The sequence below is a fragment of the Sulfitobacter profundi genome (assembly GCF_042661425.1).
In the GTDB taxonomy this organism is placed as follows: domain Bacteria; phylum Pseudomonadota; class Alphaproteobacteria; order Rhodobacterales; family Rhodobacteraceae; genus Sulfitobacter; species Sulfitobacter profundi.
Map to the genome: position 1 here is coordinate 222,817 of NZ_JBHSWA010000001.1, position 25,643 is coordinate 248,459.

Here is a 25,643-nt window from a genome sequence, read left to right on the forward strand (position 1 = left end):
CTAAAACGGGCGCGACACCGCATGTGCCGCCTATGGCGCCATGTGTCCAATTCATTTGCAGGAGGCACCGCATGGCAGACGCAGCCATTCACGGCCAAGATCATCACGACGACCGGGGGTTCTTTACCCGGTGGTTCATGTCCACAAACCACAAAGACATCGGTATCCTTTATCTGATCGTCTCGGCCTTGGTCGGTCTTATCTCGGTGGCATTCACCGTTTACATGCGCCTTGAGCTCATGAACCCCGGCGTTCAATACATGTGTATGGAAGGCGCGCGTTTCATCGCGGATAGCTCTGCCGCCTGTACGCCCAACGGCCACCTGTGGAACGTGCTGATCACCGGCCACGGCATCCTGATGATGTTCTTCGTCGTGATTCCCGCCCTGTTTGGCGGTTTCGGCAACTACTTCATGCCGCTGCAAATCGGCGCGCCGGATATGGCGTTCCCACGGATGAACAACCTCAGCTTCTGGCTCTATGTCGCCGGTACAACGCTGGCGGTCTGCTCGCTGCTGACACCGGGCGGCAATGGCCAACTGGGCTCCGGCGTGGGCTGGGTGCTCTACCCGCCGCTCTCGGTACGTGAAGCAGGCATGTCGATGGACTTCGCGATCTTTGCGGTCCACGTCTCGGGTGCGTCTTCGATCCTCGGTGCGATCAACATGATCACCACCTTCCTGAACATGCGTGCCCCCGGCATGACCCTGTTCAAAGTACCGCTCTTTGCATGGTCGATCTTCGTCACAAGCTGGCTGATCCTTCTGTCCCTGCCGGTACTGGCGGGCGCGATCACCATGCTGCTGATGGACCGCAACTTCGGCTTCGCCTTCTTTGACCCCGCAGGCGGTGGTGACCCGATCCTCTACCAGCACATCCTGTGGTTCTTTGGTCACCCCGAAGTATACATCATCATCTTGCCTGGCTTTGGCATCATCTCCCACGTGATCGCGACCTTCTCGCGTAAACCGGTCTTCGGCTACCTGCCGATGGTTTGGGCGATCATCGCGATTGGCGCTCTGGGCTTCGTCGTTTGGGCGCACCACATGTACACCGTCGGCATGACCTTGAACCAGCAGGCCTACTTTATGCTGGCCACCATGGTCATCGCGGTGCCAACAGGGGTGAAGGTCTTCAGCTGGATCGCCACCATGTGGGGCGGCTCTATCGAGTTTAAAACTCCGATGCTTTGGGCCTTCGGCTTCCTGTTCCTCTTCACCGTCGGTGGCGTCACCGGCATCGTGCTGAGCCAGGCCGCTGTGGACCGTGCCTATCACGACACCTACTACGTCGTGGCACACTTCCACTACGTGATGTCGCTCGGTGCCGTCTTCGCCATCTTTGCAGGCATCTACTTCTACCTGCCCAAGATGACAGGCCGTATGTACCCCGAATGGGCCGGCAAACTGCACTTCTGGGCAATGTTCATCGGCGCCAACCTGACCTTCTTCCCCCAGCACTTCTTGGGCCGTCAGGGCATGCCACGCCGCTACATCGACTACCCCGAGGCATTCGCCTACTGGAACCAGTGGTCCTCGATCGGCGCCTTCCTCAGCTTCGCCTCCTTCCTGTTCTTCTTCGGGATCATGGCCTACACGCTGACACGCGGCGCCCGCTCCACGGCGAACAACCCATGGAACGAGTTCGCGGATACGCTAGAATGGACCCTGCCCAGCCCGCCGCCCGAACACACGTTCGAGCAGCTTCCAAAGCAGGAAGACTGGGACAAACAGCACAGCCACTAAGCGCTGCGTCACCATTTCAAAGGCCCCGCCACACGCGGGGCCTTTTCTTTGCACCGCTGCACTGTCACACTCAGCGAAAGCCCCAGACAAAGGTCACCCCATGCCTCTCACCCTCACTCCGATTTACGCCGCCCTTTGTGCGCTGGTTTTTCTCGGCCTCAGCTGGCATGTGATTGCCTACCGGCGGGTCAATCGCATCTCTCTCGGCGATACCGGAGACAAGGCGCTGCTCAAACGCATGCGCGCACAGGCCAATGCCGCAGAATACATGCCCATCGCGCTGATCTTGCTGGCGCTGACCGAAGCCAATGGCGCCCCCGCACTGGCTGTCCACGCCCTTGGCCTCGCGCTGCTGACAGGCCGCATCCTGCATCCTCTAGGCTTTGCCGCCACCCCGCAAAAATTCATCCTGCGCCAGGTCGGTATGGTTCTGACCCTCGCCATGATCGCCGCCTCGGCCCTCGGTTTACTGGGTCACGCCCTCTTCTAATTCATCCTTTTTCAAATACCCGCGGGGTCCGGGGGCAGCGCCCCCGCCCTGCGCAACTTTTTCCGCCAAAAACCACATTTCCCTCTTGAAGCCCCCTGCCCCAATGGGTATTTCGCCCTCACCAGACGGTAAGCGGGCGTAGCTCAGGGGTAGAGCATAACCTTGCCAAGGTTAGGGTCGGGCGTTCGAATCGCCTCGCCCGCTCCATCTGGTCTTCACAGGGTCGCATCCTCGGATGCGGCCCTTTGTGTTTTTCAGGCCCGTGACGAATGCCAGAAAAATCGCATGGACCCGGCCAAGCCGCCGCATTTTACCTCTTGCAGCCCCCCGCGCGAATGGGTATTCCCCCTCACCAACCGGATGCGGGCGTAGCTCAGGGGTAGAGCATAACCTTGCCAAGGTTAGGGTCGGGCGTTCGAATCGCCTCGCCCGCTCCAGGTTGATCCTACCACCCCGTAGGAAACGCAAAGCCGCCCCTCGGGGCGGCTTTTGTGTATCTCGCGTCCACCATGACATAAAAAAACGCCCCATGACGAACACGGGGCGTAAGGTACGGAACGAGGGACAGTAGGTGGCCGGCAGGCGTTCCGGGCCTGCGGTCACCTTTAAATTTAGGAACCCTTGGCCGTTTTCAAAGGGGCCGGACCCTGCGGCCCCGCCCCCTGCCCGGTTTTGAGCCAGTTCTTGCCGATTCTCAGCCCCCGACCCGGCTGGCATAAAGCGCAATCGCTGCAGCATTGGAAACGTTGAGCGACCCAAATCCGCCCGCCGCATCAATCCGCACCAGCGCATCCACGGTCTCGCGGGTCTTCTCACGCAGCCCCGGCCCCTCGGCCCCCAGAACCAGCGCCACAGGGCGGTCACGGCGGCCCTCCACCGCGCCCTCGATGGTCTGGGTGGCCTCCCCATCCAGCCCCAGCACCAGATACCCCATATCCTGCAGGGCGCGGATCGCATCAGCGAGGTTGCGCACCCGCAGATAGGGCTGACGCTCCAACGCGCCGCTGGCGGTCTTGGCCAACGCGCCGGTCTCAGGCGCGGAGTGGTGCTTGGTGCCGATGACCGCCGAAGCGCCCAAGACTTCAGCCGAGCGGAGAATCGCGCCGACGTTGTGCGGATCGGTCACCCGGTCGAGCAACAGCAGCCGCGGTGCGGAATCACCGATGGCGACATCCTCCAACCGGCCCCAGTTCAGCGGCTTCACTTCCAGCACCGCGCCTTGGTGGACGGAGTTGGGATCGAGCGGCGGGCGGAACTTGCGCGGGTCAACGACCTGCGGCGTGATTCCCGCCTCTGCGATGGCATCCTCCAACTTGGCTTGGGCATTCGGCGTGACCATCAGCTGCAGTTTTTCGCGGTTCGGGTTCATCAGCGCATCGCGCACCGCATGCAGGCCAAAAAGCCAGACCGTCTGCGCCGCTTCGGCCTTCTTGTCCTGCTCTTTTTGCACGACCCATTTGGGTTTCTTCATCTCTTTATCCTTTCGTGCGATTTCCCCAACATTTCTCAGGAATTCGCCTTGACGCTTCTTTGGGTCGCTTGTAATCACGCCCCCACGTCAGGTGCAATGCACAGGACAAAGTGGGCGACAGGCCGCAAGGTGTGGCAGGGGACTGTAACTCCCTCGCGGAGACGCACGCCTGGTTCGATTCCAGGGTCGCCCACCACTTTCTCCTCCGTAGATGGCCCCGGAACCACGCGAGCGTAACGCCCGTGGCCACCGATCGATCCTGCGCGCGACGGCAACGTAACCGCCTCACGGGATCAGCACGCCCCCCGCGAAAACGCCTCAAGCTCCATGCTCAGATCGTCGTATACCAACTGAACCCGAACCGTCTGAACAGACCCGAGGTCGAATGTCAGATACGGCTGCGGATCATCATCCAGAATCGCATTGGGCGAAGGCAGCGCCTCGTGACAGGGGGCATCGGCCAATTCTGCATCGGCGCGTCGTTGACCGCGATTGCCATGGCGGCCAGCCCGCAGCGCCAGCTCCACAGATGGGTGACATAGACGAGGTCCTGCCCATCATACTCCCGCACCGCGATCCAATTGCCGCGCGTCGCGTTCAGGATCGGCTTCACCTCTGCGGCGGTTGTGAATCGGCCCGTGGGGGTTTGATCTTCGGCAACCAATCCGGGGGCACGGCAGCCATGTGAAATGCCCGGGGCGGTTCTGCGGGTGCGAGAGGCGCCGCCGGACTGGCCGGTGCTGCGGGCCGCGCCGGGGCCTGCACCGTCAACGGCGCATCCGGTCGGCCAACCCCGTCCAAAGGGGCGGCTGGTCCGCCAAGGCTGATCGCGATCACGGCGAAGACAAAATCGAACATTCCGAACCCTCCCGCAGGCCGCTCAAATTGCTGGCTTTTGCCAAGAGACGCCTGCCCCTATATTGGCCGAAAACCAAAAGGCCTTGCCCAAGTATGACACGCAATTCGCGTATCCCGCAAACTTTCAACGTCGTCATCGTGGGGCAGCAGGGCCGGCTGGCCTATGAAGCGTTGCTTTTTGCCGCCTCCCTGCGCCATTCTTGCCCGCAGTTCCAAGGCCGCCTGCTGATCGCCGAGCCGCAGCCCGGACCGCTTTGGGACAACGACCCGCGCATCATCGACACCGCGCTGCGTGAGGCGCTGACCGACCTCGGAGCAGAGTTCATCCCCTTCGAGAGCCAGCATTTCGGCAGCGCCTACCCCTATGGTAACAAAATCGAGATGCTCAGCGCCCTGCCCGCGGGTGAACCCTTTGTTTTCTTTGACACAGACACGCTGATCACTGGCGATCTGGCCGCCGTGCCTTTTGATTTCGACCGGCCCTCGGCCTCCCTGCGGCGCGAAGGGACATGGCCCGAGCCGCAGCTTTACGGACCGGGCTATACCGCGCTCTGGAAGTCGCTTTACGACAAGTTTGACCTCAACTTCGCCAGCAGCCTCGACCTGAGCCAGCCGGATGAATATTGGCGCCGTTATCTCTATTTTAACGCCGGGTTCTTCTACTACCGCTGCCCGCGCGAATTTGGGGCGCTGTTTCTGCGCTATGCGCTGGCGGTACGGGATGATCCTCCTGTGGAACTCTGCGCGCAGAGCTTTGACCCATGGCTCGACCAGATCGTGCTGCCGCTGGTGATCCACGCCCTCGGCGGCGGGCGGGATGCCCTGCCCTCTGGCTTGCTGGATGGCTCGGTGACCTGCCACTACCGGTTTCTGCCGCTGCTCTATGCCCGCGAAAGCGACCATGCGATTGAGGTTCTAGAGACCATCACCGCCCCCAACCAGATGAAAAAGCTGCTCAAGCAGCGCGATGCGTTCAAGCGTATGGTCTATCAGGGGCGCGGCGCCAAGGTGCGCGCGCTCTTTGATCGCAGCAACCTGCCGCGCCGCGAACAGGCGATCCGCAACCGGATCAAATCCAACGGTTTTTGGATGCGCTGAGCGATCCGTCCCCCGTTGTCTGGATGGATCTTTGCGCCTAGGCTGCGCGAAATCCATTCTTCTGAGAGGACAGACCAATGGCCGACAGCCCCAAACATCAATTTGACACGTTGCAGATTCACGCAGGCGCCACACCCGACCCGGCCACCGGTGCGCGGCAGACGCCGATCTACCAGACCACGGCCTATGTCTTTCGCGATGCCGATCACGCGGCGGCGCTCTTTAACCTGCAAGAAGTCGGCTATATTTATTCGCGCCTGACCAACCCCACCAACGCCGTCCTGCAAGAGCGGATTGCCACGCTCGAAGGCGGTGTGGGGGCGGTCTGCTGCTCCTCGGGTCACGCGGCGCAGATCATGGCGCTGTTCCCGCTGATGGGACCGGGCAAGAATATCGTCGCCTCCACCCGTCTTTATGGCGGCACGGTCACGCAGTTCAGCCACACGATCAAACGCTTTGGCTGGTCCTGCAAGTTTGTCGATTTCGACGATCCGCAAGCCGTCGCCGATGCGATCGACGACGACACCCGCGCGGTCTTTGGCGAGGCCATCGCAAACCCCGGCGGCTATATTATGGATGTGCGCGCCATTGCCGATGTGGCTGATGCGGCGGGCATTCCGCTGATCATCGACAACACCAGCGCCACGCCCTACCTCTGCCGCCCGATTGAGCATGGCGCTACGCTGGTCGTACATTCCACCACAAAATACCTCACCGGGAACGGCACCGTCATGGGCGGCTGTGTGGTGGATTCGGGCAAGTTCGACTGGTCCGCGAATGAAAAATTCCCCTCGCTCAGCCAGCCTGAGGAAGCCTATCACGGGATGAAATTCCACGAGACCTTCGGCGCGATGGCCTTCACTTTCCACGGCATCGCCATCGGCCTGCGCGATCTGGGCATGACGATGAACCCACAAGCGGCGCACTATACCTTGATGGGGATCGAGACGCTCTCGCTGCGGATGGACCGCCATGTGGAGAATGCGGTGAAGGTGGCCGAGTGGCTCGAACAGGACGACCGCGTTGATTACGTCACCTACGCCGGGTTGAAATCCTCGCCCTATCACGACCGGATGCAAAAGGTTTGCCCCAAGGGCGCGGGCGGGCTTTTCACCTTTGCGGTCAAGGGCGGCTATGATGCCTGCGTGAAACTGGTCAATAGCCTCGATATCTTTAGCCATGTGGCGAATTTGGGCGATACGCGCTCGCTGATTATCCATTCGGCCTCGACCACCCACCGCCAGCTTACGGAAGCGCAGCAGGAAGCGGCAGGGGCCGGGCCGGGCGTGGTGCGTATCTCAATCGGGACCGAAGACGCCGACGATCTGATCGCCGATCTGGACCAGGCGCTGACCAAAGCGACCAGCTAAACCTTTGCCCCCGCCGATCACCTCGGCGGGGGATTTTCCATCCAAGGCGGCTTACTGCCCCGGCGCAATCGCGAAGGTCATGGAGACCTCGGCCTGCAGCTCGACCTCGCCTTCGGCCACGGCGCTGTCCATCGCCATGCCCATGCGGGCGGCCTCGAACATCTTAGGCTGGGAATGCGAATTCTCGGTCATGCGGATCAGCGTGCCCAGCTTCACCCCCGCGGCATCGGCCAATTGCCGGGCGCGTTCGGTGGCATCGGCAACCGCGGCTTTGCGCGCCTCTGCCAGCGCGTCTTTCGGATCTTGAAGGCTAAAGTCCAAGCCGTTGAAATCATTCGCACCTTCGTCGATCACCGCGTCCATCATCGCACCAAGCCGGTCCAGATCGCGGACCTTTACGGTCACCGAATTGCCCGCTTGATAGCCGGTGATGCGCGGCGGGGCGCCATTTTCGACGGGGCGGCGGTCATGCACGGGGCGCAGGTAGAAGCGGCTGGTCTGACGGTCCTTCGCCGCGATGCCCTGCGCGTCAAGCTGGGTCAGGATCGCAGATACCGCTTCGGTCACCTTGTCCATCGCGGCTTTGGCGGTCTCGGCCTCTTCGGTCACGCCCAGCGTGATCGTCGCCATGTCGGGCACGGCGGCGATGCTGCCTTGGCCGGTGACGATAATCCCCTCTTCCGGTCCCTGCTGGGCCGAGACCAGCCCCGCCCCCGCCATCCACGCCAGTGCCACCCAATTCATCAGTCGCATGTTCGCTCCTTTCCGTGCATCAATGCGCCGCCATTTGCCCATTGCGGGCCCCCGCTGACAAGCACCTGCGCGGCGCGCACCCTTCCCTTGGGCGAACTCCTGCTCTATCCTTCGCGAAGACTGCGGCGCGTCTGTAAGTGCGCCCTACCCCATGCTAAAGTCGACCCCGATGAAGCCGAATTTTACCCTCTCCCTGTCGTTCGACGGCATTCGTTTGCTCCACCGCACATCGGGCGGCTGGCAGCTTGTTGGTGAAGTGGCGCTCGATAGCGCCGATCTGGCGGCGGAACTGGCGGTCTTGCGCAAAACCGCGACGGCATTAGAGCCCGGCGGGCTGCGCAGCCTGCTGCTGATCCCCGACGCGCAGATCAAATATCTGGCCATCGACACCGCCGGAATGGACCCCGCCGCCCGCCATGCCGCAGCGGCTGAGGCGCTTGAGGGGGCAACGCCCTATCCGGTGGCTGATCTGGTGTTCGACGTCCACGCCGATGGCGCGCAAAGCCATGTGGCCGCCGTGGCCCGCGAAACCTTGGAAGAGGCCGAAGCCTTTGCGGTGGAGCACCGTTTCCACCCTGTCAGCTTTGCCGCCGCCCCTGCCGCCGAGGCGTTTGTAGGCGTGCCGCATTTCGGCATGACCCAAGCCGCATCGGCGCTTTTGGACCCCGGCGAAACCGTGACTCCCGAAGCGGAGCCCATCGTGATCTCCGGCGTGATGAGCGCGCCTGCGGGGCCGATCGTGGACACGGATGAGACGACGCCCGTGGCCGACACATCAGTGGCAGACACACCGGTGGCCGATACGCCCGTGGCCGATACGCCCGTGGCGGAACCTGATCTCGCAGCTACGCCCGAAGAGACACCGCCGCCGGCAAAGGAAGACCTGCCCGAGTTGGCCACCCCCGAGGAATCGCCGGAAACACCCCCGGCGGCGTTGGAGCCGACCCCCAAAGAGACGCCCCCGCCCCTTGAGGAAGACCTGCCCGCACTGGACGCGGCAGTGATCCCTGCGGCAGAGGAAACAGAAGCGTCAGCCCCCGCGGCAGAGGCTGAACTGGCCCCCACGCCAAAAGAAACGCCACCGCCAGTGGAAGAGGACCTGCCCGCGCTGGATATCCCTGCGCCCGCCACAGAACCGACTGAGGCTGCGCCGCAATCGACGCCCCCCGCGAGCGGCAGCGTTGCGGCCTCCGCCGCGCCACTGGCCGCAGCGGCAGCGGCTCAGGCCGAGCCGTCCGCCGCCCCGCGGTCTGAGCCTTCGCGCAGGGTCGATTTCTCTGCCCCGCCGTCGCGCAGCGCCCCTGCTGCCGGTTTCGCAAGCCGCCGTGGCGGGAGTGAGAGCGCCCCCAGCCTTGGTGGTGCGAGCCGCGCGACACCGCCGCCTCCGCCCGCCGCGAAGCCGGAACCATCGCCCGCACCCGCGCCCAGCACACCGTCGCTGCCCGTCGGCGCGCCTTCGCCCGCCGCGGCCCCGCTGGCGCCGCAGATGCCCGTCGAACCGGCAGCCACCGCCGCCGCGGCAGTGGCCGCAGCCCCCAGCCCGACAGCAGTTCCCTGACGCCCGAAGCGCCCTCCTCCGGTGGGGCTTTCCTCAGCCGTCGCAAGCCGAAGGCATCGAAAGACCGCCGGTCAGCTCCGGCTGCCGCGGCCACCGCCACCCCCGCCTCAGAAGCCGATCGAATGACCGTTTTCGGCGCCCGCCGCCGCAACGAAGTCGGCGGCAAGCCGCGTTTCCTTGGCTTGATCCTGACAGCGGCGCTCTTGGTTTTCCTTGCAGGTGTCGCCGCTTGGGCCTCGATCTTCCTTGACGAGGGCAGCGCCTTCTCCCGGCTCTTTGGCGATCGCAGCCCGCGCAGCACCGCCGAAGCCTTGGCCCCGGCGGAAACGCCCAGCATCGACGAAGAAATCGCCGTGCTGCCCCCTGAACCAGCTGAGCCGGACGCGATTGAAACCGCCGCGTTAGACGCCGGTCTGACCGATGAAGACGGTGCCGTGCTCGACGCCCTGCGCGACCCCGAGCCGCGCCCCCTGACCGAGATGACCGAGGCCGAGATTGACGCCAAATATGCCACCACCGGCATCTGGGCGCGCGCACCGGACGTGCCCCCGGCCCCGGCTGCGGCAATTGATATCGACGATCTTTATCTCACCAGCATCGACCCGATCAGCAGCACGACAGACGCCGTGGCCCTACCCTCGGTCGATGCCTTTGGCACCGATACGGCCCCCGGCGCGGTCAGCTCACCCGTAGCGGCAGGCACGCAATTTGCGCTGGACTCCCGCGGTCTGGTCAAACCCTCAGCGCAAGGGGCGCTCAGCCCCGATGGGCATCTGGTCTACCTTGGTCGCCCCTCCGCCGAGCCGCCCGCCACACTGACCCGGCCAGAGGCCGAACCGGTGGCCCCGGAGGTCGATAACGCCTTGGCAGAGGCCCGGCCCCGCGACCGGCCCGATGATCTGGAAGAAACCACCGAACGCGCGCAGCTTGATGGGCTGACACGCTCCGAACTGGCGGGCCTGCGCCCTCAGTTGCGGCCAAAGTCAGTGCAGGAAGAGGCAGAAGAAGCGCTTGTTGCTGCCGCCCCGCCCGAAGTGACCGTTGATCCGATTGACACCAGCGGCGCCGTTGCCGCCGCACTTGCCACGCCTCCGGCGATCCAGAACGCCACGAAACAGGCCACCACTCAATCACGCCGCCCCGATACGCGGCCCCGCAATTTTGACCGCATCGTGAAACGCGCCGCCCGCGATGCGGCCCCCGCTCAGGTCGCCAGCGTCGCCCCTAAAGCGGTGCAGCCGCGCTTTCCGTCCAAAACCTCGGTTGCGAAACAGGCCACGGTGAAGAATGCGATCAACCTGCGGGACGTCAATCTGATCGGGGTCTACGGCAAACCATCGAACCGCCGCGCCTTGGTCCGGCTCAGCAATGGGCGCTATCAAAAGGTTGAGGTGGGTGACCGTATCGATGGGGGCCGCGTCTCTGCGATTGGGGACAGCGAGTTGCGCTATGTCCGCCGGGGCCGCAATGTCGTGCTGAAGATGCCGAACTAACGCCGGTTTGACTGCCCGCAACCGCGCGCAAAACGGGGCGCCGAAGCGCCCCTTCACCCTCCCCGGATGTGCTTTGTTTACGAGGTCTCAAGCTCGCCGTTGTCGATCTGCTCTTGCTCGATCGATTCAAACAGCGCTTTGAAGTTGCCTTCGCCGAACCCGTCATCGCCCTTGCGTTCGATAAACTCAAAAAAGATCGGGCCGATGACCGTTTTCGAGAAAATCTGCAACAGGATGCGCGTCTCGCCCCCGTCGACGACACCTTCGCCGTCGATCAGGATGCCGTGTTTCTGCATCCGGTCCAGCGGCTCTTCGTGGCCGGTCACGCGGTCCTTGCTCATCTTGTAGTAGGTCTCGGGCGGGCCGGGCATGAATTTGAGACCGTTGTCGGCAATCGCATCCGTGGCGTCATAGATATCGCGCGCGCCCACGGCGATATGCTGGATGCCTTCGCCGTTGTACTTCTTCAGATAGGCCACGATCTGCCCGGTCTCGCCGCGGTCTTCGTTGATCGGGATGCGAATGCGGCCACAGGGCGAGGTCAGCGCCCGGCTGGTCAGGCCGGTGAACTTACCTTCGATGTCAAAGAAGCGAATTTCGCGGAAGTTAAACAGGTCGCCGTAGAACTTGAACCAGACATCCATATTGCCCTTGTGGACGTTATGCGTGAGGTGATCGAGGTAGTAGAACCCAACGCCCTCGGGTTTGGAGGTCGCGATCCAGTCGTATTCCCAATTGTAGGGCGAGGTGTCGTAATACTGATCAACGAAATAGATCAGCGAGCCGCCGATCCCCATGATCGCAGGCACGTCCAGCACCTTGCCATCGCCTTTGTATTCCTCGGCCCCCTTGGCGACCGCATGTTCCAACGCCTTTTGTGCATCGACCACACGCCAGCCCATCGAGGGTGCGCAGGGGCCATGCTCTTCGACGAAACGCGCGGCAAAGCTTTCGGGGTCGTGGTTCAGCACATAGGTGATGTCACCCTGCTGCCAAAGTTCGATCTTTTTCGTCTTGTGATTGGCGACATGGGCATAGCCCTTTTTGGTAAAGACATCGCGCAGCGCCTGCGGGTCGGGGCTGGCAAATTCGACAAACTCGAAACCATCGGTGCCGGCGGGGTTCTCTGCCGTGATCTGCGATTTCGGGGCGTCATGTGGGAAAGGGCCCATGTCAGTCTCCTCTGCTTTTGGGATTTGGCCCATGATACGATGCTGGTTCTGCGTTGTTTGCGCGTTTCGCGGCATGGTTCTGGCAATTTTCGCGCAGGCGGCGCATAGTACCCGTAAACCATGCGGGAAATGCGCATCATGTTGGATGAAACAGATCGGCGGCTGCTGACGGCACTGCAAAAAAACGCCCACCTCACGGCGCAGGAACTGGGCCAAGAGCTCAACCTATCCTCCAGCCAAGCCGGGCGCAGGCGGCAGCGGTTGGAGGCAGAGGGCTATATTCGCGGCTATCATGCGCGGCTCGATCCGGTGCGGATGGGGCTTAATGTGCAGGGCTTCGTGCAGGTGCATCTGGGCACCCACGGGCCAGAGCATTCGGCCAGCTTTGCGCGGCTTATGGCCACCCGTCCCGAGATTGTGAGCGTTTGGACGATGACGGGGGATGCGGACTATCTCTTGAGAGTCTATTGTGACGATCTGCCGAGCCTGAACAGGCTCATTCACGACGTTCTTCTGCCCCATCAGGCCGTTAGCCGGGTGCATAGCCAGATTGTCATGGACCAACTGAAACAGGACGGGCCGCTGCCCACCTGACATTGAGAGAGGACCGCAATGGAAGGTTTCCTGTTCCAAGCCTCCGTCTATCTGGCTGCCGCCGTGATCGCCGTGCCGATTGCCGCGCGATTGGGGCTTGGGTCGGTGCTGGGCTACCTCGCGGCGGGCATTCTGATCGGCCCGGTGCTGGGCCTCGTCGGGTCCGAGACGAAGGACGTGCAGCATTTCGCAGAATTCGGCGTGGTGATGATGCTGTTCCTCATCGGGTTGGAACTGGAGCCCCGTGCGCTCTGGGACATGCGGCATCGGCTTTTGGGCTTGGGCGGTCTGCAGGTGCTGCTGTCGACAGCGGCGCTGATGGCCATCGCCATGGCCTATGACCAGCCGTGGCGCGTGGCGCTGGCGATTGGTCTGACACTCGCGCTTTCTTCCACGGCGATCGTGTTGCAGACCCTTTCGGAAAAGGGATTGATGCGAACACAGGGGGCAGATCCGTCTTCTCGGTGCTGTTGACCCAAGATATCGCGGTGATCCCCATCCTCGCCTTCCTGCCGCTGCTGGCCACGGGGCTTGCCGGGGGATCCTGCCCAACGGGGCGATTTCACTTGATCCCCAAGAGGTCGAGAACGCGCATCTGAGCGCGGAGGCCAGCCACGGCAATGACGCCGCCCATGCCGCCCAGACCTTTGTTCAAAGCCTGCCCGGCTGGGGCGTGACGCTGGTAACCATTGGGGCCGTAGCGGCGATCATCCTCGTCGGCATCTACCTGACCCGGCCCGTGTTCCGCTATATCCACCTTGCCAAACTGCGCGAGATGTACACGGCGCTGGCGCTGCTGATCGTGGTGGGGATTTCCTCGCTGATGACGGTGGTCGGGCTCTCACCCGCGCTTGGTGCCTTCCTCGCCGGTGTGGTCTTGGCCAGCAGCGAATTCCGCCACGAGCTAGAGACCGACCTTGAGCCCTTCAAAGGGCTGCTCTTGGGGCTGTTTTTCATCACCGTCGGCGCGGGCATCAACTTTGTCCTGCTGTTCGAAAAACCGCTAATCCTGATCTGCATGGCGCTTTTGGTCATCATCGTCAAAGCGCTGATCCTCATGGTGCTGGGCCGCCTGTTCCGTCTGAAAGGACGCGATGGCTGGCTGTTTACGCTGGCACTCGCGCAGGCCGGGGAGTTTGGCTTTGTGCTGGTCAGCTTCTCCCTCGCCACCGGTGTCATGCCCGACCCGATTGGCGAGACGCTCTTGCTGGTGGTGGCGCTGACCATGCTGATCACGCCGCTGCTGTTTATCCTGCACGACCTGATCAGCCGACGCCTTGACGACAGCGCCCCCGTCATCGCCGATGAGATCGACAGCAGCGGTCCGGTGATCATCGCGGGCGTGGGGCGTTTTGGGCAGATGGTGAACCGGATGGTACAGGCCAGCGGCTTTCAAACCGTCGTGTTGGACCACAACCCCGAGACCATCGCCGTCATGCGGCGCTTTGGCTTCAAAGGTTTTTTGGGTGATCCGACGCGGCCCGACATCCTGCGCAAGGCGGGTTTGCAAGAGGCCAGCGTGCTGGTGGTGGCGCTTGATGACCCGAAATCGGCGGTCTCTCTGATCTCCTACGCGCGCAAGGAGAACCCGCATATGCATATCGTCAGCCGCGCGCGCGACCGCGAAGAGGTCTATCGCCACTATCAGGCCGGGTCGAATGACATCGTGCGCGAGATGTTCGACAGCTCCCTCAGGGCCGGGCGATATGTGTTGGAAAACATGGGGCTTTCGGATTTCGAAGCGAACGAGGCGCAAAAGCTATTCTATGCCCATGACCGGGATTCGGTCCGCGAATTGGCGGCCCTCTGGCGCCCAGATGTGCCCCCTTCGCAGAACGCCGCCTATGTCGCCCGGGCGAAAGAATTGCAGAAAGACTTGGAAACGGCCTTTCTCAATCTGGGTGAAAGCAAGGGCAAGGAAAGCGCCTGAACCGGGCAGCTAGCCCCCTTTCCGGGGGCTGCCCGGCACCGCGCTATGCGTCGCTCACGCCCGCTTCGGCAAAGGTGGCCATGCTCGCGTGACAGGCAAGGGCGGTCTTGAGGATGCCGATCGCCAAGCCTGCGCCAGAGCCTTCGCCGAGCCGCAGGTTCAACTCCAGCAGCGGCTCCTTGTCCATCGCGCCCAGCAGACGCCGGTGGCCGCTTTCGGCGCTGAGGTGGCCCGCGACGCAGTGATCCAGCGCGCCCGGTGTGGTGCGTGCAAGGCCAAGCGCGGCGGCACAGCAGATGAAACCATCAAGGATCACCGGAATGCGCAGCTGCCGCGCCCGCGCCATGGCCCCGGCCATCGCGGCCAGTTCGCGGCCACCAAGGCGGCGCAGGCTCTCCAACCCGTCACCCTTGTCCGCGTGCAGGGCAACGCCCTCGGCCACGACGTCGGTTTTCTGCGACAGGCCCGCATCATCCACCCCGGTGCCCCGCCCGGTCCAGAATTCGGCCCCGCCGCCCAAGATCGCGCTGGCAAGGGCAGCGGCAGAGGTGGTGTTGGCGATGCCCATTTCGCCCACGACCAAAAGATCGGCCTCGGAGTTCACCGCCTCCCAACCTGCGCGCAGCGCTTCGAGGAATTCATCCTCGTCCATCGCGGGCTCAACGGTGAAATCCTTGGTCGGCTTGTCCAATGACAGCGGGACCACATCAAGGCTCGCCCCATTCACCCGCGCGATTTGGTTGATCGCCGCCCCCGTGCTGAAAGTTCGCCACCATCTGCGCGGTCACCTCTGCCGGAAAGGCCGAAACACCCCGCGCGGCAACCCCGTGGTTGCCCGCAAAAACGATGATCTGAGGCGCTGCAATCTCGGCCCGGGCACCGCTGCGCCAGCCTCGGTACCAGATCGCCAGTTCCTCTAACCGGCCTAGCGCCCCGGGAGGTTTCGTGAGGATGCTATCATGGGCGCGCGCCTCTTCCATCGCGGCGCTGTCGCAGGCGGGCATCGCGCGCAGAAGGCTGCGAAATTCGGAAAGACTGGCGAAAGACGTGTTCATATGCGGCCCTTTGCGGATTGATATTCAATCGTTTCTAGCCTTAGCCTGTCGGCGCTGAAAGTGCCGAAGGGGCGAAATAATGGCCATTCCCGACATCACCACCCTAAGGCACGCCTTTCGCGCTCGCGACATCGCGGTGGCCTTTGCCCTGCTGACCCGCCTGCCCCTGCCGCATTTCCACTTCCCGACCGAGCCGCAGCGCCCCCGGCCCGCAGCGCCTGGGCCTATCCGCTGGTAGGCATTGTGCTGGCGCTGATCGCGGGGGCCGTGGGGCTGGCGTTAACGCGGATGGGGGCAACCCCGCCGCTGACAGCGGCTTTCGTGCTGCTTGCGTTGGTGATGCTGAGCGGGGCGATGCATGAAGACGGCCTCGCTGATTGCGCCGATGGGTTCTGGGGCGCTTGGACGGCAGAGAAACGGCTGCGCATCATGAAAGACAGCGTGATCGGCACCTACGGCGTGGTGGCGCTGGTGCTGTCGCTTTTGCTCCGGTGGTATCTGATCAGCGAACTGATCACGGATGAGGCGCTGATCTGGGCGCTGGTCATCGCCTCTTGCGGGTCACGCGCCGCGATGGTCTGGGTGATGGACAGCCTGCCGACGGTGCGCCGCGACGGGCTGTCAAACCGCACCGGCCGCCCCGGCGAATTGGCGACGGCGGTGGCAGTGCTGATCGGGGTGGTGGTGATCGTGGTGGCGCCGGACTATTCAGCATGGCGCTTGGCGCTTTTGGGGCTGCTCGGGGCGCTAGTGGTGCGGCAGATCGCCAAACGCAAGATCGGCGGGCAGACCGGCGATGTGCTGGGCGCGACTCAACAGGTGACAGAGATTGCCCTGCTAACAGGCTGTCAGATGATGGCCTACGGCTGGCAGGCCATCCCCTAACGAAAAAACCGCGCCCCTAGGGGACGCGGCATGATCTCAACCTGCGGCGCTCTTAAGCGGCGACGCGGCTTTCCAGCACATCGCCCACCTGCTTCGCGGCGGCGAGTTCGTCGCCCCCGAAACGGCGGCCACTTCGCGGGTCAGACGCTCAAGGGCGGCTTCGTAAAGCTGACGCTCGGAATAGCTCTGCTCGCGCTGGTCGTCGGTGCGGTGCAGGTCGCGCACCACCTCGGCAATGGCGATCAGATCGCCGGAGTTGATCTTTTGCTCATACTCCTGCGCGCGGCGGGACCACATGGCGCGCTTGACCTTGGCCTTGCCCTTGAGGGTCTTCATCGCGTGGTTGATCACGTCGGGCGTGGACAGCGCGCGCATGCCAATTTCGGTAGCCTTATGGGTCGGCACCCGAAGGGTCATCTTGTCTTTCTCAAAGGAAATCACGAACAGCTCCAGCGCAATGCCGGCAACTTCCTGCTCCTCAATCGAGACGATCTGCCCCACGCCATGCGCAGGGTAGACGACGAATTCATTGGGGCGGAAATCAAGCTTTTTCGATTTGGTCATATAGGTCGCTCCTTGGCGCGCGGGGAAGCCCCGCCATTAACTCAGACACCTGAACAGCACGTAAAACGCATGCGAAGCGCAGCCTGAGCGGCCTGCGATCGGGTGCGTTTAATTTAGAAATGTGAGGTCAACCTTGGCAGCAGGGTCGAAACATTATCAGGCTCGTGTGTTACAGCTTGAAGACATCATAGCACAGAATCACGCCGTCCGAAAGCTACACCAAGTCCTACTTGGCGGTTTCCCGGTCATTCCAGCGGTTTAACCCGAAATCTTGAGGTCACAAAGCGGCAACAAAGCGCGAATCGGTTGGGCCTCAGCCGCCCTCGCCCGGCTTTTCCGAGAAGAGCTCCATCTTGCCCTCTTTGCCGTCCATCTCCTCTGCCTCGGGCAGCGGGTCTTTCTTGGTGATGATGACGGGCCAAAGCTCGGAATACTTGCGGTTAAACTCAACCCACTTTTCCATGTCCGGCTCGGTGTCCGGGCGGATCGCATCGGCGGGGCACTCAGGCTCGCAGACGCCGCAGTCGATGCATTCATCGGGGTGGATCACCAGCATGTTCTCGCCTTCATAGAAGCAATCCACCGGACATACTTCGACGCAGTCGGTGTATTTGCAGGCGATGCAGGCGTCATTCACGATATAGGTCATGCGGGAAACTCTGGCTGGGTATGTGAGGGACTAGCTAAACCGGGGCGCGGGATCATTCAAGGTGGCGTGCCTTAGAAAGATCAAGCTGCCTGCGGTCGCGCTTGGTCGGGCGGCCCTTTCCCTCAAAACCGGGATTTTCGGGCTGTCTGTCCTTTGGTTTTGGCTGCGGTGGGGACAGATCGGTATAAAGCGACTGCGCCTCAGGGGCCGGACCCCGCCGCTGGCCTATTGCCTCGATCCGGATGACACGAACGTGATCACCCTGGCTGAAGGTCAGCACATCACCGGGGCCAACATTGCTGGCGCGTTTCTGGGTGGGGGTGCCATTGATCCGGACCGCGCCGCCCGCCACCTGAGCGGCAGCGAGCGAGCGGGTTTTGAAAAAGCGGGCGTGCCACAGCCATTTGTCCAGCCGCAGTTTCGCGCCCGCCTCCACTTACTTGTCGTCCTTCAGCCCCATAAGTGCTGCGGCAAAGGGGTTATCAGGGTCAATCTGCTTTTCCTTGCGCGGCGGACGCGCAGAGAAGTTTTGCGATTTGCCGCCCTTGTCACCACCGGGCTTGCGCCCCTTGCCCTTGGCGGGCTTGCCACGCGGCTTGCCCTGCCCCTGAGGACGGTCCCCCCGCGGCGGTTGCCACCGGCATTGCCGCGCGGGCTGCGCGCCCAAGTGAAGATATAATAGGTCTCCAACTCCGGCCCGGCGACATCGGCGTCAGGTGCGGTGCCCTGCGGAATTTCTTCGGCCGGTACTTCAGGGATGTTGGTATCGACCTCGGGGTCTTCCGCCGCCACATCGGCCATAGGCGCAATGCCATCGTCGGGCATCTGGGCCACGTCCGCCGGGCGGTCGTCGGGGTTGGTCTCATCCGATGGGGTTTCGATGATACCGCCTGCGGGCTCCTCGGCGGCGACATCCATGATTGGCTTGTCTGCCGCGTCATCGCCGGGCAGATCGCTGTCGAGCTTTTCGGGCACGTTGGTATCGGCAGAGGGGTCCATTGCATCATGGCTGCCATCTTTCGGCATCACGACATCAACGGGTTTCACCTTGGTCCGCTCGTCTTTTTCCGCCTTGTACCCCAAGCCCTCCATCAGGTCGGCAAATTGCTCAAGGGTCATGCCGGTGATCGACAGCATGTCAGGCTTGGCTTCGAACCCACCACGGGAATCTTCGGCGCGCAGCATGTCGGCCAAACGCTCCAGCATGTCGATGCGGATCGCGCGTTTGCCTGCATTGCGGTAGCCCGACATGGTGTCGGCCCCTTCGGGCGCGCCGGTTTCGACCGGAATGGTCACCAGACCGGGAGGGGGCGATTCCGGGAACTCGTTCAGGCCCTTGCTGAGCGACCATAGCACCAAGCGCAGACGTGTCGGCGCAGGCTTGAGCATCAGCGGCATAAAGATAGTGAACTGGCCAAAGCGGATGCCATGTTTACGCAAAGCACCGCGGGCGTCTTGATCCAGCGCTTTCACGTCCTCGGCCACTTGGGCGCGCGGCAGAATGCCGAAATTCTCAACCAGTTGGAAGGCAAAGCCACGGGCCAAGCCGGTCAGCGTCTCATCCTTGCTCAGCCCCAGCAGCGGCTCGAACAATGCGGCAACCTTGCGGTCGATGAAGTGCTGCAAACGGCGCTTCACCTTCTCCGCCACTTCGGGACCGGCGATATCATCGACGAAAACCTCGACCTGCGGCTTCAGCGCGTCGCTGCCAGCGGTCAGTTTACCAACCGCAGCGCTGCCCCACATCAGGCCGCCCTGTTCGGTGAAATCAATCTCGGTATCGGGTGCGTTGTAGAACCGGTCGGCACGCAGATGGAACTGCGGAGCCAAGGCCTGCAATGCGGCGGTTTTCACCGTCTTGTCCTCGGCCGCGCCCGCGCCCTTGTCCACCCGAAAGCGGAACCCGTCCAGCTTGCCTACAAATTCACCTTCAACGGTGACTTCACCGGTCTCGTTTACATCGGCCACCATGGCTTCCTTCTGTCCAAGCCGGCGCAGCAATACGGATGTGCGCCGATCTACAAATCTTTGCGTCAAACGCTCATGCAGAGCGTCCGACAAGCGGTCTTCTACGACACGCGTCGTGTCGCGCCAATGGCTTTCGTCCTTTGTCCAGCCTTTGCGCTGCGCAACGTAGGTCCATGTGCGAATAAACGCGAGTCGTTTGGACAACGCATCAATGTCGCCATCGGTTCGATCAATTCTCTTGATTTGTCGCCCAAGCCAATCGTCGGGGATATATCCGCGCTGGTGCAGGTCGTTAAAAATGGTCTCCAAAAGCCCCGCATGTTCCGCGTGGCTGATGCCGCGAAAGTCGGGAATACGGCAGACATCCCAAAGTAGCCGCACCGAAGCGCCGTCGGTGGCGCGGGCAAAAACTTCATCCACCTGCGCCAGCGCTTTCAAGGCCCGCAGATCATCGGATTCACGCGCCCGTACCAACCGCTCGTCCTCGGGGGCAATTCCAGCGTCTGGATCAGCCGATCGATGCTGCCGAACTGCAGAGCGTGGTTGCGCCAGTTTACCTTGTTCTGCGGGGTAAAGTTGTGATCCATGATCGCGCGGGCCACGTGATCGTCCAGCGCAGGCGCATCGCCGGTGGTGCCGAAGGTGCCGGACTTAAACCCGCGCCCCGCCCGGCCCGCGATCTGCGCCAACTCATTCGGGGCCAGCGGCCGCATGCGACGCCCGTCGAATTTGGAAAGCGCCGAGAAGGCGACGTGATCAACGTCTAGGTTAAGCCCCATGCCGATGGCATCGGTGGCGACCAGATAGTCGACTTCTCCGTTCTGGTACATCTCTACCTGCGCATTGCGCGTGCGCGGGGAAAGTGCGCCCATCACCACGGCTGCACCGCCCTTTTGGCGGCGGATCAGCTCGGCGATGGCATATACATTCTCAACCGAAAATCCGACAATCGCGCTGCGCGGCTTCATCCGGCTTATCTTTTTCTGACCAGAATAGATCAATTCGCTCATCCGGTCACGGCGCATGAAATCAACGCCCGGCACCAGTGCGGCAATCGTCCCGCGCATGGTGTCGGCGCCCATGAACAGCGTCTCATGTAGGCCGCGCGCCCGCAGCAAGCGGTCGGTGAACACATGGCCGCGCTCGGGGTCGGCGCAGAGCTGGATCTCGTCAATGGCCACGAAATCCGCGCCCATCTCTTGCGGCATCGCCTCAACGGTGCAGACCCAGTATTGCGTGCGCGGCGGCACGATCCGCTCTTCGCCGGTGACCAAGGCCACGACCGAGGGCCCGCGCGCCTTGACGATCCGGTCATAAACCTCACGCGCCAGTAGCCGCAGCGGCAGGCCGATCACCCCGGTCCGGTGCGCCAGCATCCGCTCAATTGCATAGGTCGTCTTGCCGGTATTTGTCGGGCCGAGAACGGCCACGACGCGCTTGTTGCCTGCCACCTGTCTATCCTTGAATTAAAGCTCGCGCCCGATGCCTTCCCGGCGCAGACCCTCAAGGGCCGACCGGGCGTCTTCGTGATGCGGGTTGAGGGCGAGCACCTTACGGTAAAGCGCCGCGGCGCGGCCCAGATCTCCGAACTCCTGTATCATCACGGCAAGTCCGAAGATCGCGTTGTAGTTGTTGGGGTTCAGCGCCAGCGTCCGTTCCAGATCATCCAGCGCGGGACCATAGAGGTTGGCCGCATAATAGGCCTGCGCCCGCGTGTGGAACCCTTCGGCAAACTCGGGCGCGTGATCGGTCAGCGCAGTCAAATGCTCAATCGCCAACCGGCTGTCGCCATTTGCCATCGCTTCGCGCCCTCGCGACAGCAGCAAATCCATCGAGGCCGAGCCGGACCGCTGCCAATGCGCTTCGATCTCATGGGCGATTCTGGGGGCTTCGGCCGCCGGGGCCTCGCGCAGCTTTTGCATAAGCTCAGGCAGCGCCCCCTCGGCCACGGCCATGCCCGCAAGCAACACAAAGCCACCAACTGCCGCAACGGTATGTTTGAGGTTGACGGGTATGATGCGCATAACAAAACTGAATGTAACAGGCTGCCGCCGCAATTCCAGACGTAGCGGGGCCAAATGCCAAAAAAGGGCGAGCGATGAGCGATATTGTGAACGAAGCGGTTGTAGTGCTGAACGAAAAGCTGGCCGGCAGCGATTTTGACGGCACGGCCAAGTTCGACATCGAAGGCGAAGGCACCGTGATGATGGACGAAAACGGCGCCCGCGCTGCTGACGAAGAAGCGGATGTGACGCTCAGCGCCGACGCCGAAACCTTCCAGTCGATTCTCGAAGGCGACACCAACCCGACCTCCGCTTTCATGACCGGTAAGCTCAAGATCGACGGCGACATGGGCATGGCGATGAAGCTCGCTGCTGTGCTCGGCTGATGCGGCTGGACCCGGCCCCGCTTTTTACCGATATCGCCCCCGGCCCCGAGGGGGCCAAGCCCATTGGGCCGAGACATCGGATGGCAAGCGGATCAGGCTGGGTCATTGGCCCTGCGCCGGGGCGCGCGGCACGGTGCTGCTGTTCCCCGGGCGTACCGAATATATTGAAAAATACGGGCTTTGCGCCGCCGACTTCGCGCGGCGCGGCCTTGCCACCATGGCGATTGACTGGCGCGGGCAGGGTCTGTCGGACCGGCTGCTGCCAGATACCCGCATCGGCCATGTGGATGTTTTCAGCGACTATCAAAAAGACGTTGCCGCCATGCTGCGCGCCGCGCGCAGCCTGAACCTGCCGCGGCCCTATTTCCTGCTGGCGCACTCCATGGGGGCTGCATCGGGCTGCGCGCCGTGATGGAGGGGCTGCCGGTGCAGGCCGTCGCTTTCACGGGCCCGATGTGGGGCATCTATGTTGTCCCGCACCTGCGCGCCGTTGCTTGGTCCTTGGCGCAGTTCATGCCCCGGGTCGGACAGGGCCACCGCTTGCCGCCGGGCACCAAGATCGAAGCCTACCCCGCCATCGCCCCTTTCGACGACAACCTGCTGACCACCGACCCGCAGATGTACGACATGATGCGCGATCAACTGGCCGCCCATCCTGAGCTTAGCCTTGGTGGCCCCAGCTTCGTCTGGCTGCGCGAGGCGCTGGCCGAGACGAAGCACCTCGCCGGGCGGTCCGCGCCCAACATTCCTTGCGTTACCTACCTTGGCAGCAACGAGCGTATCGTCGCCACCGACCGGGTGCACAGGCGCATGGCGCAGTGGAAAGGCGGGCGGCTAGAGATTGTTCCGGGCGGCGAGCATGAGGTGCTGTTGGAGAGGCCGGAGCTGCGCAAGCCGATCTTCGACGGGTTGGAAAAGCTCTATCTGGGCAATATCGCCGGTTAACCCGGCCCAGGCGTCATTTTTCTGTGCAATCGGCCCGCGCCGCCTAGATTGCTTGGAATGACACGTGAACATGTCCTTACCTTCACCGAAAACGGCATCTATTGCCCCGCCGGTGACTTTTACATCGACCCTTGGCGCCCCGTTGACCGGGCGTTGATCACCCATGGCCATGCCGACCATGCCCGCGACGGGATGGGCAGCTATCTGGCCACCCACGCCGCGCTACCGGTGATGCGCCACCGGTTGGGCGAGATTGCCATTGAGGGCATCGCCTATGGCGAAACGCGCCAGATTGGCGGGGCGATGGTCTCTTTCCACCCGGCGGGCCATGTGCCCGGCAGCGCGCAGATCCGGGTCGAGGTCGCGGGCGAGGTCTGGGTCGCTTCGGGCGATTACAAGGTGATCGACGATGGCATGTCAGAGCCCTTTGAGCCGGTCCAGTGCCACCATTTCATTACCGAGAGCACCTTTGGCCTGCCGGTCTTTCGCTGGGCGCCGCAAGCCGAGGTGGCGGGCCAGATCAACGACTGGTGGGCGGGCTGCAAGGCCGCTGGCAAGATGGCTTTTCTGGGGGCCTATTCGCTGGGCAAGGCGCAGCGGCTCCTGTCGATGCTCGATCCCGCGATCGGACCGATCCTGACCCATACGGCGGTGGAAAATACCAATGCGGTGCTGCGCGCACAGGGCATCACCCTGCCCGAGACCACGCTTGTGACGCCCGAGTTGGTGCCAAAGGAGCATCCCGGCGCGTTGGTGCTGGCGCCGCCCTCGGCCTTGGGCAGCCAATGGGCGCGGCGCTTTGGACCGCAGGAGAGCGCCTTTGCCTCGGGCTGGATGGCGCTGCGCGGGGTGCGCAGACGGCGCGCGGGGGATCGTGGATTTGTCATCTCGGACCATGCGGATTGGCATGGGCTGCTTTGGGCCATCCGTGAGACTGGCGCGGAAAACATATACGTAACCCATGGTTACACCGATATCTTCACGCGTTACCTTAATGACGAGGGCTGGAACGCGCAGGTCGTCCCGACCCAGTTCGACAGCGATGGAGGCGACAGCGAATGAAGGACTTTGCCGCTCTTTTCAATGCCGTCGACCAGACCACCAAAACCACGGTAAAGGTCGCCGCCTTGGCCGAGTATTTCACCACCGCGGCCGAAGACGACCGTCTTTGGACCGTGGCGCTTTTCTCAGGCCGCCGCCCGAAACGCGCCGTCACCACGACCAAGCTCCGCGAATGGGCCTCAGAGGCGTCCGGTGTGCCGCTGTGGCTGTTCGAAGACAGCTACGCCATCGTCGGCGATCTGGCCGAGACCATCGCGCTGGTCCTCCCCCGGTAGAGAACGACGACACCGGCACGCTGACCTCGTGGATCAACGCCCTGCGCGGGCTGAAAGACGAAGACGACGCGGCGCGCAAGGCATTCGTCCTTTCGGCTTGGCAACAGCTTGGCGGCACCGAGCGGTTCCTGTTCAACAAGCTCATCACCGGCGGTTTTCGCATCGGCATCAGCCAAAAGCTGATGACCCGCGCCCTGTCCCGCGCCAGTGGCCGCACCGAGCCGGAAATGGCGCACCGCCTGATGGGTAACTGGCACCCCGATGACGTGACGTGGCACAGCCTGATTGAGGCCGAAGACGCCAGCGCCGACGCCTCGCGCCCCTACCCTTACTACCTCGCCTATGCATTGGAAGACGGACCGGAAGCCCTAGGCACCCCCGAAGACTGGCGCGCGGAATGGAAATGGGACGGCATCCGCGGCCAGCTTATCCTTCGCGATGGCGACTACTTCGTCTGGTCACGCGGCGAGGAACTGATGACCGACCGCTTCCCCGAACTCGCCCGCGCAGCCGATCACCTGCCGCCGGGCACGGTGCTCGACGGCGAGTTGCTGGTCTGGCAGCCGGGGGCCGAATTCCCTTCCTCTTTCAACGCATTGCAGGCCCGCATCGGACGCAAGACTGTGCCCAAAAAGCTGCTAAAGGAAGCGCCCGTGGTGCTGCACGCCTACGACCTGCTGGAATGGCAGGGCGAGGACATCCGCGACCGTCCCTTTGCCGAGCGCCGCGCGCTGTTGGAGCAGGCCGCAGCCGATTTGCCCGCCGACGCGCCCGTGCGCCTGTCGCCGCAGCACCAATTCACCGATTGGGCCGGGCTGGCCACCCTGCGCGACACCGCCCGTGAGGCGCAGGCCGAGGGGTTGATGCTGAAACGCGCCGACAGCCCCTACCTGTCGGGCCGCAAAAAGGGCGACTGGTGGAAATGGAAGCTGGACCCGCTGACCATCGACGCGGTGATGATCTATGCGCAATCGGGCTCGGGCCGCCGCGCGAACCTTTTTACTGACTTCACGTTTGCAGTCTGGAACGGCAATGATCTGGTCCCCTTCACCAAGGCCTATTCCGGCCTGACGGATGCCGAGTTCCGCCAGATCACCGCATGGGTGCGCAAGAACACACAGCAACGCTTTGGCCCCGTGCGGCAGGTGACCCCGCATCATGTATTCGAGATCGCCTTTGAAGGCATTCAACCCAGCCCGCGCCATAAATCCGGCGTCGCCCTGCGGTTTCCGCGCATGCTGCGCTGGCGCAAGGACAAGCCGCTGCAAGAGGCCAACACCCTCGACGATCTGAAAGAAATGCTGCGCATCTACGGATAG

The 25,643-nt window shown here is 62.9% G+C and carries 18 protein-coding genes, 3 tRNA genes and 6 pseudogenes; 17 read left to right on the top strand and 10 right to left on the bottom strand.

Annotated elements, in window-relative coordinates:
- The first annotated feature begins 71 nt into the window (after window positions 1-71).
- From ctaD to ACFQAU_RS01205, 4 genes are all read left to right on the top strand, one after another.
- The gene (gene ctaD / locus ACFQAU_RS01190; protein ID WP_067622408.1) at window positions 72-1,745 is read left to right on the top strand and encodes a cytochrome c oxidase subunit I; all 1,674 of its coding nucleotides are present in this window, start codon (window positions 72-74) and stop codon (window positions 1,743-1,745) included.
- Between the two features lie 100 nt (window positions 1,746-1,845).
- Window positions 1,846-2,235 (top strand): MAPEG family protein, encoded by a 390-nt coding sequence (locus ACFQAU_RS01195; RefSeq protein ID WP_120350705.1) that lies wholly within the window; start codon window positions 1,846-1,848, stop codon window positions 2,233-2,235.
- 132 nt (window positions 2,236-2,367) lie between these two features.
- A tRNA-Gly gene (locus ACFQAU_RS01200) sits at window positions 2,368-2,442 on the top strand.
- A gap of 155 nt (window positions 2,443-2,597) precedes the next feature.
- Window positions 2,598-2,672: transfer RNA gene (locus ACFQAU_RS01205), tRNA-Gly, on the top strand.
- A gap of 257 nt (window positions 2,673-2,929) precedes the next feature.
- On the opposite strand, the gene rlmB is transcribed toward ACFQAU_RS01205, so the two are convergent.
- Window positions 2,930-3,706, bottom strand: coding sequence for a 23S rRNA (guanosine(2251)-2'-O)-methyltransferase RlmB (gene rlmB / locus ACFQAU_RS01210; protein ID WP_067626569.1), 777 nt, complete (start codon window positions 3,704-3,706; stop codon window positions 2,930-2,932).
- A 112-nt stretch (window positions 3,707-3,818) separates the two neighbouring features.
- Between rlmB and ACFQAU_RS01215 the strand changes: the two genes are divergently transcribed.
- Window positions 3,819-3,902 (top strand) — tRNA-Tyr (locus ACFQAU_RS01215).
- A gap of 192 nt (window positions 3,903-4,094) precedes the next feature.
- Here the strand turns inward: ACFQAU_RS01215 and ACFQAU_RS01220 are convergent.
- Complete coding sequence (locus ACFQAU_RS01220; protein ID WP_386279984.1) at window positions 4,095-4,370, bottom strand: hypothetical protein; 276 nt, start codon at window positions 4,368-4,370, stop codon at window positions 4,095-4,097.
- Between the two features lie 287 nt (window positions 4,371-4,657).
- Between ACFQAU_RS01220 and ACFQAU_RS01225 the strand changes: the two genes are divergently transcribed.
- Together ACFQAU_RS01225 and ACFQAU_RS01230 are read left to right on the top strand one after the other, a co-directional pair.
- A complete protein-coding gene (locus ACFQAU_RS01225; RefSeq protein ID WP_132446755.1) occupies window positions 4,658-5,662 on the top strand; it encodes a hypothetical protein in 1,005 nt (334 codons plus the stop codon).
- A gap of 77 nt (window positions 5,663-5,739) precedes the next feature.
- Window positions 5,740-7,032: an O-acetylhomoserine aminocarboxypropyltransferase/cysteine synthase family protein gene (locus tag ACFQAU_RS01230; protein ID WP_132446753.1), complete on the top strand. Its 1,293-nt coding sequence runs from the start codon at window positions 5,740-5,742 to the stop codon at window positions 7,030-7,032.
- Between the two features lie 51 nt (window positions 7,033-7,083).
- On the opposite strand, the gene ACFQAU_RS01235 is transcribed toward ACFQAU_RS01230, so the two are convergent.
- On the bottom strand, window positions 7,084-7,785 hold the full coding sequence (locus ACFQAU_RS01235; protein WP_132446751.1) for an SIMPL domain-containing protein: 702 nt from the start codon (window positions 7,783-7,785) through the stop codon (window positions 7,084-7,086).
- Window positions 7,786-7,936: 151 nt separating this feature from the next.
- Here ACFQAU_RS01235 and ACFQAU_RS01240 point away from each other — a divergent pair, with 151 nt between their 5' ends.
- Window positions 7,937-9,343, top strand: a complete 1,407-nt coding sequence (locus ACFQAU_RS01240) for a hypothetical protein (RefSeq protein ID WP_386279990.1) — start codon at window positions 7,937-7,939, stop codon at window positions 9,341-9,343.
- 122 nt (window positions 9,344-9,465) lie between these two features.
- A complete protein-coding gene (locus ACFQAU_RS01245; RefSeq protein ID WP_132446082.1) occupies window positions 9,466-10,836 on the top strand; it encodes a hypothetical protein in 1,371 nt (456 codons plus the stop codon).
- A 77-nt stretch (window positions 10,837-10,913) separates the two neighbouring features.
- Here the strand turns inward: ACFQAU_RS01245 and hppD are convergent, their stop codons facing one another.
- Window positions 10,914-12,008: a 4-hydroxyphenylpyruvate dioxygenase gene (hppD, locus tag ACFQAU_RS01250; protein ID WP_132446084.1), complete on the bottom strand. Its 1,095-nt coding sequence runs from the start codon at window positions 12,006-12,008 to the stop codon at window positions 10,914-10,916.
- A gap of 138 nt (window positions 12,009-12,146) precedes the next feature.
- On the opposite strand from hppD, the gene ACFQAU_RS01255 reads away from it, so the two are divergent.
- Window positions 12,147-12,602: an Lrp/AsnC family transcriptional regulator gene (locus ACFQAU_RS01255; RefSeq protein ID WP_067626139.1), complete on the top strand. Its 456-nt coding sequence runs from the start codon at window positions 12,147-12,149 to the stop codon at window positions 12,600-12,602.
- Window positions 12,603-12,620: 18 nt separating this feature from the next.
- Window positions 12,621-14,532 (top strand): annotated as a pseudogene (locus ACFQAU_RS01260) (monovalent cation:proton antiporter-2 (CPA2) family protein).
- A 43-nt stretch (window positions 14,533-14,575) separates the two neighbouring features.
- On the opposite strand, the pseudogene cobT reads toward ACFQAU_RS01260, so the two are convergent.
- A pseudogene (cobT, locus tag ACFQAU_RS01265) lies at window positions 14,576-15,587 on the bottom strand (nicotinate-nucleotide--dimethylbenzimidazole phosphoribosyltransferase).
- Window positions 15,588-15,666: 79 nt separating this feature from the next.
- Between cobT and ACFQAU_RS01270 the strand changes: the two are divergent.
- Both ACFQAU_RS01270 and ACFQAU_RS01275 read left to right on the top strand, forming a co-directional pair.
- The gene (locus tag ACFQAU_RS01270; RefSeq protein WP_386283999.1) at window positions 15,667-15,825 is read left to right on the top strand and encodes a hypothetical protein; all 159 of its coding nucleotides are present in this window, start codon (window positions 15,667-15,669) and stop codon (window positions 15,823-15,825) included.
- Entirely contained in the window at window positions 15,819-16,472 is a 654-nt protein-coding gene (locus tag ACFQAU_RS01275; RefSeq protein WP_386283749.1) for an adenosylcobinamide-GDP ribazoletransferase, read from the top strand. Before ACFQAU_RS01270 ends, ACFQAU_RS01275 begins: the two co-directional genes overlap by 7 nt.
- A 52-nt stretch (window positions 16,473-16,524) precedes the next feature.
- Here the strand turns inward: ACFQAU_RS01275 and ACFQAU_RS01280 are convergent.
- The 5 genes and pseudogenes from ACFQAU_RS01280 to ACFQAU_RS01300 form a co-directional block, all read right to left on the bottom strand.
- Window positions 16,525-17,036: pseudogene (locus tag ACFQAU_RS01280) on the bottom strand (CarD family transcriptional regulator).
- 313 nt (window positions 17,037-17,349) lie between these two features.
- Entirely contained in the window at window positions 17,350-17,685 is a 336-nt protein-coding gene (gene fdxA, locus ACFQAU_RS01285; RefSeq protein ID WP_067262482.1) for a ferredoxin FdxA, read from the bottom strand.
- A 52-nt stretch (window positions 17,686-17,737) separates the two neighbouring features.
- Window positions 17,738-18,121 carry an RNA-binding S4 domain-containing protein gene (locus ACFQAU_RS01290; RefSeq protein ID WP_120350699.1) on the bottom strand — a complete coding sequence of 128 codons (384 nt, stop codon included), beginning with the start codon at window positions 18,119-18,121 and terminating at the stop codon, window positions 17,738-17,740.
- Window positions 18,122-21,104 (bottom strand): annotated as a pseudogene (locus ACFQAU_RS01295) (helicase-related protein).
- A 15-nt stretch (window positions 21,105-21,119) separates the two neighbouring features.
- Window positions 21,120-21,677 (bottom strand): tetratricopeptide repeat protein, encoded by a 558-nt coding sequence (locus tag ACFQAU_RS01300; protein WP_132446092.1) that lies wholly within the window; start codon window positions 21,675-21,677, stop codon window positions 21,120-21,122.
- Window positions 21,678-21,751: 74 nt separating this feature from the next.
- On the opposite strand from ACFQAU_RS01300, the gene ACFQAU_RS01305 reads away from it, so the two are divergent.
- The 4 genes and pseudogenes from ACFQAU_RS01305 (at window position 21,752) to ACFQAU_RS01320 (ending at window position 25,643) form a co-directional block, all read left to right on the top strand.
- Window positions 21,752-22,042, top strand: coding sequence for an SCP2 sterol-binding domain-containing protein (locus ACFQAU_RS01305; protein WP_067262473.1), 291 nt, complete (start codon window positions 21,752-21,754; stop codon window positions 22,040-22,042).
- A gap of 133 nt (window positions 22,043-22,175) precedes the next feature.
- A pseudogene (locus ACFQAU_RS01310) lies at window positions 22,176-22,987 on the top strand (alpha/beta fold hydrolase).
- A gap of 57 nt (window positions 22,988-23,044) precedes the next feature.
- Window positions 23,045-24,049, top strand: a complete 1,005-nt coding sequence (locus tag ACFQAU_RS01315) for a ligase-associated DNA damage response exonuclease (protein ID WP_132446096.1) — start codon at window positions 23,045-23,047, stop codon at window positions 24,047-24,049.
- Window positions 24,046-25,643: pseudogene (locus ACFQAU_RS01320) on the top strand (ATP-dependent DNA ligase). The gene ACFQAU_RS01315 and the pseudogene ACFQAU_RS01320 overlap by 4 nt, the downstream one beginning before the upstream one ends.